The organism is Propionicimonas sp., assembly GCF_047606205.1.
Lineage (GTDB): Bacteria > Actinomycetota > Actinomycetes > Propionibacteriales > Propionibacteriaceae > Propionicimonas.
In genome coordinates this window covers 1-12,227 of record NZ_JASGES010000214.1, presented here as the reverse complement: position 1 = coordinate 12,227, position 12,227 = coordinate 1, and the positions used below count along the sequence as shown (strand labels likewise).

Genomic DNA, 12,227 nt, shown 5'->3' with positions numbered 1-12,227 from the left:
GGCTCATGACCGCGCTGCTGACCGACTCGTCGATGCCGCTGACCGTGCCCGGGCTGGCCGGCGAGTTCGACGTCCGGCCCGGCTACCTGGCGGCGGCGACCTGTGGAGTGGCGCCGCGTCGGGCGGTGGCGGCCCTGCAGGCCGACCTGGAGCTGTGGCGCGGCGGCCTGGCGGACCCCGGTGGGTACGACGGCGTGGTCGCGCGCACCAGGGCGAGCTACGCCGCAGTCGCCGCCGTGGCCGCCGAACGGGTCGCGATCGGTTCCCAGACCTCAGCGCTGGTGGCCACCATCGCCGCCTCCCTGCCCGAGGGCTCAGAGGTCCTCGTCGCCGCCGGGGACTTCACCTCGATCGTCCACCCCTTTCTCGCCTCCGGCCGGCTCCGGGTACGGGAGGCTCCCCTGGCCGAGCTCGCCGGCGCGGTGACGAGGCGCACCGCGCTGGTCGCCTTCTCGCTGGTGCAGTCGGCAACGGGCGAGGTGGCCGACGCGGACGCCGTTGCCGCGGCGGCGCGGGCGTGCGGAGCGGCGACGCTGGTCGACCTCACCCAGGCGGCGGGCGTGCTCCCGGTGGAGGCGGGCCGCTTCGACGCGACCGTCTGCCACGCCTACAAGTGGCTGTGCGCGCCGCGCGGGGTCGCCTTCCTGACCCTCTCCCCGGGCTTCGCGGCGCGGCTGCGTCCCGTGGCCGCGGGGTGGTACGCGGGGCGGGACCCGTGGGACAGCATCTACGGCACCCGGATGGACCTCGCTGCGGATGCCCGGCGGTTCGACGTCTCACCCGCCTGGCAGGCGTTCGTCGGCGCCGAGGTGTCGATCGGGTTGTTCGCCGCTGCCGACGTCCCCGCGATCTGGCAGCACGCCTCCTCCCTGGGGGCCATGGCCTGCCGCGTCCTCGGCGTCCCGGAGCAGCGCAGGGCGATCGTCACGCTGCCCGATCCCGACGGCAGCAGGCTCGCCCGCCTGGCCACGGTGGGGATCCGGGCCTCGGGACGGGCCGGACGACTGCGCCTGGCCTTCCATGTCTGGAACACCGCGGACGACGTGGCGGCGGTGGCGGCGGCGCTGGCCTGAACCCGCCACGACGCACCCGGGGGCCGTCGCACCCGGCGCCGTCGTGCCGGATAATGGCTGTCCGTGAGCAAGAGCGTCCGTACCCAGGGCCCGGTGATCCGGCGCCACGACCAGGTCCAGCCGACGACGATGGACGAACGGCTGCTCGCCAACAAGGGCGACAGCGAATGGGTGCACTCCGACCCGTGGCGGGTGCTGCGGATCCAGGCGGAGTTCGTGGAGGGGTTCGGGACGCTGGCCGAACTCGGCCCCGGCATCGGAGTCTTCGGGTCGGCCCGGACCTCGAAGAAGGACCCGATGTACGACGCGGCCGTCCGTGTCGGCGCAGGGCTGGCGCGGGCCGGTTTCGCGACGATCACCGGCGGCGGACCCGGCATCATGGAGGCGGCCAACAAGGGCGCGCTCGAGGCCGGCGGGGTCTCCGTGGGACTGGGCATCGAGCTGCCCTTCGAGGAGTCCCTGAACAGGTACGTCTCGCTCGGGATCAACTTCCGCTACTTCTTCGCCCGGAAGGTGATGTTCCTGAAGTATTCGCAGGGGTTCGTGGTGATGCCGGGCGGCCTGGGGACGCTGGACGAGGTGTTCGAGGCCGTCACCCTCGTGCAGACCCGGAAGGTCACCTCGTTCCCGATCGTTCTGTTCGGATCGGCGTTCTGGACACCGCTGCTCGCCTGGCTGCAGGACCGCGTCCTCACCGACGGCTACGTGGGCAGCGGTGACCTCGACCTGTTCCAGCTGGCTGACGACCCCGACGAGGCCGTCGCGCTCGTCACCAGTCCCGGTCCCTCAGGACCGCCCGAGCCGACGCCGCAGATGTAGGCCGTTGGTGCCCGGTCCCGTCCCGGCTGGGTAGAGTGCCGGGCATGGAGTGGGTCCTGTGGATGATCGCCGTCGCGATCCTCGGCATGGCGGCGGTGGCCGCGAGCGGGCAGCTGGGCGAGATGCCCTCCACCGTGACCGACACGCCCCGGCCGCACATCCCCGCCGGGGAGCTCACCGGCGACGAGCTGAGAGGCCTGCGCTTCGGCGTGGTCACCCGCGGCTACTCGATGCAGCAGGTCGACGAGCTGCTCGAGCTGCTGGCCCGCCAGCTCGACACCGATCAGCGCCCGGAGGCCTGAGCGGGCCCCGCCGGCCGGCGGGGGATGGAATAATGGGGGAGTTGGATCCACAACCAGCCAGAAATTGAGGTATGCGATGGCAGCGATGAAACCGCGGACCGGCGACGGGCCGATCGAGGTGGCCAAGGAGGGTCGCGTGATCGCCATGCGCATCCCCGCTGAGGGCGGCGGCCGGCTCGTCATCGAGATGAACGCCACCGAGGCGGCCGAGTTGAAGGCCGCGCTGGAGGGCGTCGTCGTCGCCTGAAACGGAGCAGACGAATGCGGGCCCCGGTCATTTCCGGGGCCCGCATTCGTCGTCTGGACCGGGTTCAGCGCGAGTGGTGGAAGGCGATCGCCTTCTCGTAGACGGCGATGGTCTCCCGTGCGATCTTCTCCCAGGAGAACTCGTCGATGCACCGCTGCCGGCCGGCTCGGCCGTAGCGCTCGGCGAGGGCGGGATCGCGCGTGATCTCGTTGATCGCCGCGGCGAACCCCTCCTCGAACGCCGCGACGTAGGCCGGGTCGCCGGCCTGCCGCGGGTCGTAGGGCACCAGCGTCCCGGTCTGCCCGTCGACGACGACCTCGGGGATCCCCCCCACGGCGGACGCGACGACCGCCGTCTCGCAGGCCATCGCCTCCAGGTTGACGATGCCGAGCGGCTCATAGACCGACGGGCAGGCGAACACCGTGGCGTGGGTGAGGACCTGTCGCACCGAGGCCCTGGGCAGCATCTCCTGAACCCAGGTCACGCTGCCGGACCGCACCCGGTTCAACTCCGCGAAGGCGGTGTCGAACTCCGCGGCGATCTCGGGGGTGTCGGGCGCGCCGGCGAGCAGCAGCAGCTGGGTGTCGGGGTCGAGTTGCTGCGCGGCGCGGACGAGGTGGACCAGGCCCTTCTGCCGCGTGATCCGTCCGACGAACACCACCAGCGGCCGGTCGCGGTCCACGCCGAGTCCGTCGACGACGTCGGTGCCGGGATCCGGCCTGAACTCCTCGGGGTCGATCCCGTTCTTCACCACGTACACGCGGTCGGGGTCGAGGGCGGTGTAGGACTCCAGCACGTCCCTGCGCATCCCCTCGCTGACCGAGATCACGGCCGCCGCATCCTCGAAGGCGGTCTTCTCCGCCCACGACGACACCCGGTAGCCGCCGCCGAGCTGCTCCGCCTTCCAGGGCCGGTGCGGCTCGAGCGAGTGCGAGGTGACCACGTGGGGCACGTCGCGGAACTTCGAGCCGATCAGGCCGGCGAAGTTGGCGTACCAGGTGTGGGAGTGGATCACGTCGACGTCGCCGATGGCGTTGGCCATCGACACGTCGGCGCCGAGCACCCGGAGAGCGGCGTTGGCTCCGGGCGGGAAGTCCTCCGGGTGGGCCGTCGCGCCCTCGCGCGGTTCACCCATGCACTGGACCTCGACGTGGTCGGCGAAGGTGCGCAACTGGGGCACGAGCTGTCCGACATGGACGCCCGCGCCGCCGTAGATGTGGGGAGGGTACTCCCTGGTGAGGATGGAGACTCGTAGGGCCATGGGGCGATCGTGTCACACCGGATGCGCCGCGGAGGAGGGGTTGGCCGGATCGGTTCGGGCTCGCGTCCGACATTTCGAGTGTTTCCTTGTGGCGACCCTGCCGACGGCCTAGGTTCAGTGCCATGACAAGTGGGCCGAACGTCCTGTCCATCGTCCTGGCGGGTGGCGAGGGAAAGCGGCTGATGCCGCTCACCGCTGACCGGGCCAAGCCTGCGGTTCCCTTCGGCGGGACGTATCGCCTGATCGATTTCGTCCTGTCGAACCTCGCGAACTCCGATCTCACGAAGATCTGCGTGCTCACCCAGTACAAATCGCACTCCCTGGACCGGCACATCTCGCTGACCTGGCGGATGTCGAACCTGTTGGGGAGCTACGTCACCTCGGTCCCCGCCCAGCAGCGCACCGGCAAGCAGTGGTACCAGGGCAGCGCCGACGCGATCTTCCAGTCGATGAACCTGATCAACGACGAGGATCCCGACTATGTGGTGGTCTTCGGCGCGGACAACATCTACCGGATGAACGTCGAGGCCATGGTGAACGCGCACATCGCCTCCGGCATGGACGCGACCGTCGCCGGCATCCGCGTCCCCCGCAGCGAAGCGAGCGCCTTCGGCATCATCGACGCGGCCACGGACGGCAAGATCAACGCCTTCCTCGAGAAGCCGAAGGACCCGCCCGGCCTGCCCGACAGCCCGGAGGAGTCGTTCGCCTCGATGGGCAACTACGTGTTCACCCGGAAGGCCTTCGTCGAGGCGCTCAACGACGACGCGGCGACCGCCGACTCCCGCCACGACATGGGCGGCAACATCATCCCGGACTTCGTCGCGGCGGGGACCGCGCAGGTGTACGACTTCACCGCGAACAACGTCCCCGGGTCGACGGAGAAGGACCGCAACTACTGGCGTGACGTGGGCACCATCGAGGCCTACCACGCCGCGCACATGGACCTGGTCTCGGTCGAGCCCGACTTCAACCTCTACAACCGCAAGTGGCCGATCTGGACGTCGCAGGCGCAGTTGCCCGGCGCGAAATTCACCCTGCGCGGAACGGCGGAGGACTCGATCGTCTCCTCCGGGTGCATCATCTCCGGCGGCGACGTGGACCGCTCTGTGCTCTCTCCCAACGTCATGGTCGACAAGTGGGCCAAGATCGAGGAGTCGGTGATCTTCTCCGGCTGCCGGATCGGGCGCAACGCCGTCATCCGCCGGGCGATCCTCGACAAGAACGTGGTCGTTCCCGACGGCGTCGAGATCGGCGTCAACTCCGAGCACGACCGCTCCCGGGGCTTCCATGTGGAGAACGGGATCACTGTCGTCGCCAAGAACGAGAAGGTTCCCGGGAACTGGTGAGAGCGGACCCGCGGATCACGCCTCCGCGGGTCCCGCAGAGAGCGGGAACACGTCGAGGTGCACCCTGAACCGCCGTGCGCCGATCGGCGGGGTGCGGTGCTTGGCCTCTGCGGAGCGCCGCTGCAGCAGCTCCGAGAGTTCTGCGATCAGCGTCTCCGCCTCGGAGTCGGTGAGTGGGAGCGTCGCCGCGCTGAGCAGCCCCGGCTCGCCGTCCACGGGCGCCAGGTGATCCAGCCAGGACGTCAGCGTCGCAGCCCTTTCGGCGATCGCCTGCCTGACCATCAGCTCGGTCATCTCGCTGGTGTCCGGATCCTGCAGGTCGGGGTCGGAGAGCGTGAAGCCGACCGGACGCCACCAGCGCTCGCGCCCGCCGGTGTGGCCGGGATCGTCCTCGACGAAGCCGTGCCGTTCGAGCTGGCGTAGGTGGTAGCTGGTCTGCCCGCTGCTCTCCTCGAGCGTGCGGCCGAGCTGGCTCGCCGTCGCGGCGCCACGCCGCTGCAGCTCGCTGTACAGCGCCATCCGCAGCGGGTGGGCGAACGCCTTCAGCGCCTCCGGGGTCACCGAACGGGGAGCCTGCTCCCCGGTCTTGCCATCCGCCATATGCAGAGATACCTTTGCATAGAAGTCTTTGCAGAGATTTCTCTGCGGATCAAGCATACGAGAGGGGACGACATGTCCGCAGCAGTTCGCGGCGGGGTGTCCACCCCGGATCGGGCGCCCGGCCTCGGCCGGTCGTTCGGCGCCCAACTGGCGTCCACGGGGCTGGCCAATCTCGGCGACGGGATCCTGGGCACGCTGGCCCCGCTGGCCGCGCTGTCGCTGACCGGATCGCCGACCCAGATCTCGCTGCTGTCCGCGGCGACCTGGCTGCCGTGGCTGGTGCTCGGACTCGCAGCGGGGGTGGTGATCGATCGGGTGGACCGGCGCCGGGTCCAGGTGCTCGCGCTTGGCGTCCGGGCCGTCGTCCTGGCCGGGGGAGCGGTCCTCGGCGCCACGGGCGGACTGACCATGGCCTGGCTGGTTCTCCTGGTGCTCGCCTACGGGGCCACCGAGGTGTTCGCCGACCTCGGGGCCACCTCGATCGTCCCCGACCTCGTGCCGGCCGAGCGCCTTGCTGCTGCGAACGGCCGGGTGATCGGGGTGCAGCAGGTGGCCAACAACTTCCTCGGCGCACCGCTCGCCGGTGGACTGGTCGTGCTCGGGGCGGGCATCGGGTTCGGCGCGGCGGCTGCCCTGGCTGCCCTGGCCGCCCTGGTGCTCGCGGTCGGGATGCGCGGTGACTTCCGCACGGCGCCTGACCGTGCGGACCTCCGGCGCCCGAACGCCCTCGCCGAGGTGCGCGAAGGGCTGCGGTTCCTGTTCGGCCACCCGGTGATGCGACCGCTGGTGATCTCCGGCAGCGTGATGAACGTCGCGTTCACCGCCTACTTCGCCGTGTTCGTGCTCTGGGCGGTCGGTCCTGGCTCCGCGATCGGGCTGACCGAGGCGCAGTACCCGTTGATCATGCTCGGCTTCGCTGCCGGTGCCGTGTTCGGCTCCTTCCTGGCCGAACGCGCGCAGCGGTGGCTCGGCGAGCTACCCGCGGTCAACAGCGCGCTGGTGCTCAGCATCGGGATGCTGCTGGTCCCGGTGCTGTGGCCCAATCCATGGGCGGTCACCGCCGCGCTCGCGGCGGTCGGGGTGACGAACACCGTCGGCAATGTGATCGCGCAGTCGTGGCGGCAGCGGCTCGTGCCGGGCCACCTGCTCGGCCGGGTCGGCGGAGCGAGCCGGACGCTCGGGCTCGGGCTGATGCCGCTGGGCGCGCTCGCCGGCGGCGTGGTCGCCGAGGCCTACGGGCTCGCTGCGACGTTCGTCGGCGCGGTCGTGGTGTCGCTGGCCGCCTGGGCCGTCCTGGCCGTGCAGGTGCGTCCGCAGACCATCCGGAGGGCCGAGGCCGAACTCAGTTCCTGACCGCGACCAGCAGGCCGTCGCCCACCGGCAGCAGGGCGGGGGTGAATGCCTCGTTCTCCAGGACGGAGGTGAGCGCCTCGCGGACGATCAGCGGCTCGTCGTCGTCGACGCTCTCGTCGGCGACGAGGCCCTTCCAGAGCGCGTGGTGGAGCACGACCACCCCGCCCGGGCGGAGCAGGCGCTCGGCCTGCGCGACGTACTCCACGTACTCGAGCGGATCGCCGTCGATCAGGACCAGGTCGTAGGCGCCGTCGGTGAGCTTCGGCAGCACGTTGAGGGCCTGGCCGGCGATCAGCCGCACGCGCCGGGTGGGGATGCCCACCCCGGTCAGCACCTCCCGGGCGGCCAGCTGGTGCTCGGCCTCGGCGTCGATGCTGGTCAGGACGCCGTCGGCGGCCATGCCGGCGAGCAGCGCCAGCGCCGAGACGCCGGTGCCGGTGCCGATCTCTGCGACCGCGCGTGCGTTCAGGAGCCGGGCCAGCACGGTGAGGGTGGCCGCGACCCCGCTGCTGACGCTCTCGACCCCGAGGTCTTCCGCGCGCCGTCGGGCGGACGCCGCCCCCTCCGGTTCGGCGACGAACGCCTCCACGTAGGCGAGCGTGGTCGAAGCGGAGACCGGGCGAGCGGAACTCTTCGGTGCGGGATTCACGGGTGCCAGCCTACGGCCACACGCGCGCCGACGGGGAGAGCGCACCGGATCGCCGCCCTCGGCCACGCGGCACGGGGACGAGCGGGGCGTCCGGGCGGTCCGCAGCACTGAGCCCGGTGGATCCGGGCTTAGGCTTGCCCCCATGACAGCGCAGCCTTTCGGTCGGGTCCTCACTGCCATGGTCACGCCGTTCCTGGCGGACGGCTCGGTGAACATCGCCGAGGCCAGGCGCCTGGCCGCCCATCTCGTCGACGACCAGGGCAACGACGCTCTGGTCGTCAACGGCACCACCGGCGAGTCCCCGACGACGAGCGACGCGGAGAAGCTCGCCGTCCTCGAGGCGGTGCTGGCGGAGGTCGGGGACCGCGCGAAGATCGTCGCCGGCGTCGGCACCTTCGACACCCACCACACGATCGAGCTCGCCCGCCAGGCCGAACAGGCCGGCGTCGACGGGCTGCTGGTCGTCACGCCGTACTACAGCCGGCCGCCGCAGGACGCCATCGCCGACCACTTCCTCACCGTCGCGGACGCGACCCCGCTGCCGGTCGTCATCTACGACATCCCGCACCGCACCGGCGTCCCGGTGGAGACCGAGACGCTGATCCGGGTCGCCGCCCATCCCCGGATCGTCGCGGTGAAGGACGCCAAGGGCAGGCCGGTCGACTCCGCCCGCGTGATCGCCGCCACCGGCCTCGCGTTCTACGCCGGTGACGACGCGATGACGCTCCCGCTGATGGCCGTGGGCGGCGTCGGCGTGGTCGGGACCTCCACCCACTTCACCGGCCGGCGCACCCGCGAGATGATCGATGCCTTCCTCGCCGGGGACGTCGCGCGGGCCACGGCCCTGAACGCCGCCCTGCTGCCGGTGTACCTCGGCGTCTTCGCGACCCAGGGCTGCATGCTGGTGAAGGCGGGCCTCGCCGGCCGAGGCTTCGAACCGGGCCCGGTCCGCAAGCCGCTGCTGGACGCGACGCCCGAGCAGGCCGCGACCTTCACCCGGATTCTCACCGCCGCGGGTCTGTGACCCGTCAAGAGCTACCCTTGCGCCCATGATCGACTTCAACATGTCCGAGATCCTGGTCTTGGCCGTGTTGGCTGTGGTGATCTTCGGCCCGGAGAAGCTGCCCGAGCTCGCCCGCAAGACCGCCCGCGTCCTGAACTACCTTCGCAACATCGCCAATGACGCGCAGGGTCGCCTGCGCGAAGAACTCGGCCCCGAGTTCGCCGATCTCGAGCTGACCAACCCGCGCGCGATGGTCACCAAGCACCTGCTCGATCCCATGCAGGCAGAACTGGAGCCGGTCAAGGCCGAGCTCGCGCCCCTCAAGGCGGAACTGGAGCCGGTGAAGGCTGCGGTCGATGCCCGACCCTCCTACCTGCCCGACCCGGAGCCGGAGCCGGTTCCGGTCCGCTTCGACACCGAGGCGACCTGAGCCCACCTGTTGGGGTAGTTGCGCCGGGAGGGGATAGCCTGCGGGCGTGACTGCGGCTTCGTCGATCTTCGTGTCGAGGATCAAGGGACTGCCCATGCTCGACCCCAACGGCGAGCAGGTGGGCAAGGTCCGCGACGTGGTCGTCCAGAACCGCTCGGGCAAGCGACCGCCCCGCGTGAAGGGCCTTGTGGTCGAACTGTTCGCGATGCGAAGGATCTTCTTCCCGATCGAGCGGGTGAAGTCGATCGACGCCAACCAGGTGATCATCTCCGGGCTGGTCAACACGGTGCGCTTCTCGCAGCGCGAGCGGGAGATGCTGGTGGTCGACGACCTGTTCGACCGCACGATCACCCGGGTCGGCGCGAGCCGGCCCGAGACCATCTTCGACGTCGCCATCAAGCACAACCGGTCACGGGACTGGGTGCTGGACGAGGTCGCGCTCCGCGAGGCCGGCCGGCGGCCCTTCCAGCGCGGCCACGTCACGATCGTGGACTGGTCGGAGGTTCCCGACTTCATCGAGGCCCCGGCCCCGCGGGACGCGGAGCAGCAGGTGATGCGGCTGTCCGAGCTGAAGCCTGCCGACGTGGCAAGGGAACTGCACGACATGGACCCGATGCTGCGCGCGGCCGTCGTCCAGGCGATGGACGACGACCGGCTGGCCGAGGCGCTCGAAGAGCTCCCCGAGGACGAGCAGGTGGACGTGATCGCCTCCCTCGACACCGAGCGCGCCGCCGACGTGCTGGAGGAGATGGATCCCGACGACGCCGCCGACCTGATCGCCGAACTGGACGCCGACCTGGCCGAGACGATCCTGGAGCAGATGGAGCCGGAGGACGCCAAGGACGTCCGGACGCTGCTGACCTACGACGCCGCCACCGCCGGTGGCCTGATGAACCCCGAGCCGGTGGTGCTGAACGTGGACGCGACCGTTGCCGATGCGCTGGCCGCCGTCCGGCGCCAGGAGATCACCCCGGCGATGGCGGCGCTCGCCTTCGTCTGCCGCCCTCCGCTCGACACCCCGACCGGGCGGTTCCTCGGCGCCGTGCACATCCAGCGGCTGCTGCGCGAGCCGCCGTCGGTGCTGGCGGCAGGGCTGATCGACCCCGACATCACGCCGCTCACGCCGCAGAGCAACATCGCCCAGGTGAGTCGCTACTTCGCGACCTACGACCTCGTCTGCGCGCCCGTGGTGGACGCGGACCGGCGGCTGCTCGGCGCGGTCACCGTGGATGACGTTCTCGACCACATCCTGCCCAACGACTGGCGCGGGGTGCAGCTGGACCGGCTCGACGCGGAGGTGAGCGATGGCTAGGCAGGAACGCCTCGACACTCCCGGTCGCCGCCGCAACGAGTGGCTGCCTCGCGTCCGGATGGACCAGGACACCTTCGGGACCTTCGCGGAGTCGTTCGCCCGCTGGATGGGGACGGCCAACTTCCTGCTCTGGATGACTGTCGCGATCATCGCCTGGATCCTGTGGAACGTGTTCGTCCCGAACCCTCCCGACCCGTTCCCGTTCCTCTTCCTCACCCTCGCGCTGTCCCTGCAGGCGTCCTACGCCGCCCCGCTGATCCTGCTCGCCCAGAACCGCCAGGAGGCCCGCGACCGGGTCAGCCTCGAGCACGACCGCGAGGTGGCCGAGCAGTCGCGGGCCGACATGGACTTCCTGGCCCGGGAGATCGCGTCCCTGCGGATGCGGATGAACGACGTGGCCACCCGCGACTTCATCCGCTCCGAGCTCCGCGAGCTGCTCGAGGAGCTGACCGAGCGCGACCAGGAGAAGGACGCCGACCGCTCCTCCTGACGCCCGCGTGGCCGGGATTCTGACAAGTCGGCTGCCCGGATTAGGGTTGCGGACATGTCCGTTCTCGTCGACGCCGTCCAGCAGGCACTCAGCACCGTCATCGACCCGGAGATCCGGCGTCCGATCACCGATCTCGGCATGGTCGAGTCGGTCGAGGTGGATGCCGATGGCACCGCCTCGGTCGGCATCCTGCTGACCATCGCCGGCTGCCCGCTCTCGAACACCATCGAGGCCGATGTGACGAAGGCGGTGTCCTCGATCGAGGGCATCAGCGGGGTTCAGGTTCGCCTGGGTGCGATGAGCGAGGAACAGCGCGCCGAGCTGAAGAAGCAGCTGCGCGGCGGAAGGGACGACCGCGAGATCCCGTTCGCGCGGCCCGACTCGCTCACCCAGGTGCTGCTCGTCGCGTCCGGCAAGGGCGGGGTGGGCAAGAGTTCGGTGACCGTGAACCTCGCGATCGCCCTGGCCGCCCGCGGCCGGAGCGTCGGCGTCCTGGACGCGGACATCTACGGCCATTCGATCCCGCCGATGCTCGGCCTGGTCGACGCGATGCCGACCTCGGTGGACGGCATGATCATGCCGGTGCCGACGATGGGGATGCGGGTGATCTCGATCGGCATGCTGAAGGAGAGCCGCGACCAGGTGATCGCCTGGCGCGGCCCGATCCTCGACCGGGCGTTGCAGCAGTTCCTCGCCGACGTCTACTGGGGCGACCTCGACTTCCTGATCGTCGACCTGCCGCCGGGCACCGGCGATGTCGCGCTGTCCCTGGGCCAGAAGCTGCCCAACGCCGAGGTGATCGTCGTCACCACCCCGCAGCAGGCGGCCGCGGAGGTCGCCGAGCGCGCGGGCACGATGGCATCGATGCTGGAGCAGAAGGTGCTCGGCGTGGTCGAGAACATGGCCTACCTGGACGCCGAGTGCCCGCACTGCGGCCAGACCCACCGCGTCGACGTGTTCGGCAGCGGCGGCGGTGCCGAGGTGGCCGGGACGCTCAGCACGCGGCTGGGCTACGAGGTGCCGTTGCTGGCAGAGGTGCCGATGGACCCGAAGATGTCCGCCAGCGGTGACCTCGGCGTCCCGCTGATCGCGACCGATCCGATGCGGCCTGCCGCGATCGCGCTGGGCGCCCTCGCCGAGCGACTGTCCACCCGCAAGCGCAACCTCGCCGGCTTCAAGCTGGGCGTCACCCCGGTCGGCTGAGCCCCGGGGGCAACCGGGGACGGTTCCTTACTCGGTCCACCCTCACGCCCCGGGGGCAACCGGGGACGGTTCCTTACTCGGTCCACCCTCACGCCCCGGGACCGACCGGGGACGGTTCCTTACTCGGTCCACCCTC

At 70.7% G+C, this 12,227-nt stretch carries 14 protein-coding genes; 11 read left to right on the top strand and 3 right to left on the bottom strand.

Annotated features, from left to right (window positions below):
• Positions 1 to 5: 5 nt before the first annotated feature.
• The 4 genes from QM633_RS13380 to QM633_RS13365 all read left to right on the top strand — a co-directional run bounded on the left by QM633_RS13380 (position 6) and on the right by QM633_RS13365 (position 2,441).
• The gene (locus QM633_RS13380; RefSeq protein WP_415154259.1) at positions 6 to 1,073 is read left to right on the top strand and encodes an aminotransferase class V-fold PLP-dependent enzyme; all 1,068 of its coding nucleotides are present in this window, start codon (positions 6 to 8) and stop codon (positions 1,071 to 1,073) included.
• 129 nt (positions 1,074 to 1,202) lie between these two features.
• Positions 1,203 to 1,892: a TIGR00730 family Rossman fold protein gene (locus QM633_RS13375; RefSeq protein ID WP_415154277.1), complete on the top strand. Its 690-nt coding sequence runs from the start codon at positions 1,203 to 1,205 to the stop codon at positions 1,890 to 1,892.
• Between the two features lie 44 nt (positions 1,893 to 1,936).
• Positions 1,937 to 2,194 (top strand): DivIVA domain-containing protein, encoded by a 258-nt coding sequence (locus tag QM633_RS13370; RefSeq protein WP_415154258.1) that lies wholly within the window; start codon positions 1,937 to 1,939, stop codon positions 2,192 to 2,194.
• 76 nt (positions 2,195 to 2,270) lie between these two features.
• Positions 2,271 to 2,441: a DUF3117 domain-containing protein gene (locus QM633_RS13365; protein ID WP_300143940.1), complete on the top strand. Its 171-nt coding sequence runs from the start codon at positions 2,271 to 2,273 to the stop codon at positions 2,439 to 2,441.
• 64 nt (positions 2,442 to 2,505) lie between these two features.
• Here the strand turns inward: QM633_RS13365 and glgA are convergent, their stop codons facing one another.
• Positions 2,506 to 3,702, bottom strand: a complete 1,197-nt coding sequence (gene glgA, locus QM633_RS13360; RefSeq protein WP_415154257.1) for a glycogen synthase — start codon at positions 3,700 to 3,702, stop codon at positions 2,506 to 2,508.
• 122 nt (positions 3,703 to 3,824) lie between these two features.
• On the opposite strand from glgA, the gene glgC reads away from it, so the two are divergent.
• Complete coding sequence (gene glgC / locus QM633_RS13355; protein ID WP_415154256.1) at positions 3,825 to 5,051, top strand: glucose-1-phosphate adenylyltransferase; 1,227 nt, start codon at positions 3,825 to 3,827, stop codon at positions 5,049 to 5,051.
• Positions 5,052 to 5,066: 15 nt separating this feature from the next.
• Here glgC and QM633_RS13350 read toward each other — a convergent pair whose 3' ends face one another.
• The gene (locus QM633_RS13350; protein ID WP_415154255.1) at positions 5,067 to 5,651 is read right to left on the bottom strand and encodes a winged helix-turn-helix domain-containing protein; all 585 of its coding nucleotides are present in this window, start codon (positions 5,649 to 5,651) and stop codon (positions 5,067 to 5,069) included.
• A 72-nt stretch (positions 5,652 to 5,723) separates the two neighbouring features.
• Between QM633_RS13350 and QM633_RS13345 the strand changes: the two genes are divergently transcribed.
• The gene (locus QM633_RS13345) at positions 5,724 to 7,004 is read left to right on the top strand and encodes an MFS transporter (RefSeq protein WP_415154254.1); all 1,281 of its coding nucleotides are present in this window, start codon (positions 5,724 to 5,726) and stop codon (positions 7,002 to 7,004) included.
• Here the strand turns inward: QM633_RS13345 and QM633_RS13340 are convergent.
• Positions 6,994 to 7,653: an O-methyltransferase gene (locus QM633_RS13340; RefSeq protein WP_415154253.1), complete on the bottom strand. Its 660-nt coding sequence runs from the start codon at positions 7,651 to 7,653 to the stop codon at positions 6,994 to 6,996. The two genes, QM633_RS13345 and QM633_RS13340, sit on opposite strands and share 11 nt — an antisense overlap.
• A 142-nt stretch (positions 7,654 to 7,795) precedes the next feature.
• Between QM633_RS13340 and dapA the strand changes: the two genes are divergently transcribed.
• Genes dapA through QM633_RS13315 form a run of 5 tightly spaced genes read left to right on the top strand, consistent with a single transcriptional unit; the run spans position 7,796 to position 12,091 of the window.
• Complete coding sequence (gene dapA / locus QM633_RS13335) at positions 7,796 to 8,677, top strand: 4-hydroxy-tetrahydrodipicolinate synthase (protein WP_415154252.1); 882 nt, start codon at positions 7,796 to 7,798, stop codon at positions 8,675 to 8,677.
• Between the two features lie 25 nt (positions 8,678 to 8,702).
• A complete protein-coding gene (locus tag QM633_RS13330; protein WP_415154251.1) occupies positions 8,703 to 9,086 on the top strand; it encodes a sec-independent translocase in 384 nt (127 codons plus the stop codon).
• Positions 9,087 to 9,132: 46 nt separating this feature from the next.
• A complete protein-coding gene (locus tag QM633_RS13325; RefSeq protein WP_415154250.1) occupies positions 9,133 to 10,398 on the top strand; it encodes a magnesium transporter MgtE N-terminal domain-containing protein in 1,266 nt (421 codons plus the stop codon).
• The gene (locus QM633_RS13320) at positions 10,391 to 10,888 is read left to right on the top strand and encodes a DUF1003 domain-containing protein (protein WP_415154249.1); all 498 of its coding nucleotides are present in this window, start codon (positions 10,391 to 10,393) and stop codon (positions 10,886 to 10,888) included. The genes QM633_RS13325 and QM633_RS13320 overlap by 8 nt, the downstream gene beginning before the upstream one ends.
• 54 nt (positions 10,889 to 10,942) lie before the next feature.
• Positions 10,943 to 12,091: an Mrp/NBP35 family ATP-binding protein gene (locus tag QM633_RS13315; protein WP_415154248.1), complete on the top strand. Its 1,149-nt coding sequence runs from the start codon at positions 10,943 to 10,945 to the stop codon at positions 12,089 to 12,091.
• The last annotated feature ends 136 nt before the right edge of the window (positions 12,092 to 12,227 follow it).

Excerpts from the sequence above, each read along its gene's own strand:
- QM633_RS13380 (WP_415154259.1), top strand. The coding sequence starts at position 6 with ATGACCGCGCTGCTGACCGACTCGTCGATGCCGCTGACCGTGCCCGGG.
- QM633_RS13375 (WP_415154277.1), top strand. The coding sequence starts at position 1,203 with ATGGACGAACGGCTGCTCGCCAACAAGGGCGACAGCGAATGGGTGCAC.
- QM633_RS13370 (WP_415154258.1), top strand. The coding sequence starts at position 1,937 with ATGGAGTGGGTCCTGTGGATGATCGCCGTCGCGATCCTCGGCATGGCG.
- QM633_RS13365 (WP_300143940.1), top strand. The coding sequence starts at position 2,271 with ATGGCAGCGATGAAACCGCGGACCGGCGACGGGCCGATCGAGGTGGCC.
- glgA (WP_415154257.1), bottom strand. The coding sequence starts at position 3,702 with ATGGCCCTACGAGTCTCCATCCTCACCAGGGAGTACCCTCCCCACATC.
- glgC (WP_415154256.1), top strand. The coding sequence starts at position 3,825 with ATGACAAGTGGGCCGAACGTCCTGTCCATCGTCCTGGCGGGTGGCGAG.
- QM633_RS13350 (WP_415154255.1), bottom strand. The coding sequence starts at position 5,651 with ATGGCGGATGGCAAGACCGGGGAGCAGGCTCCCCGTTCGGTGACCCCG.
- QM633_RS13345 (WP_415154254.1), top strand. The coding sequence starts at position 5,724 with ATGTCCGCAGCAGTTCGCGGCGGGGTGTCCACCCCGGATCGGGCGCCC.
- dapA (WP_415154252.1), top strand. The coding sequence starts at position 7,796 with ATGACAGCGCAGCCTTTCGGTCGGGTCCTCACTGCCATGGTCACGCCG.
- QM633_RS13330 (WP_415154251.1), top strand. The coding sequence starts at position 8,703 with ATGATCGACTTCAACATGTCCGAGATCCTGGTCTTGGCCGTGTTGGCT.
- QM633_RS13320 (WP_415154249.1), top strand. The coding sequence starts at position 10,391 with ATGGCTAGGCAGGAACGCCTCGACACTCCCGGTCGCCGCCGCAACGAG.
- QM633_RS13315 (WP_415154248.1), top strand. The coding sequence starts at position 10,943 with ATGTCCGTTCTCGTCGACGCCGTCCAGCAGGCACTCAGCACCGTCATC.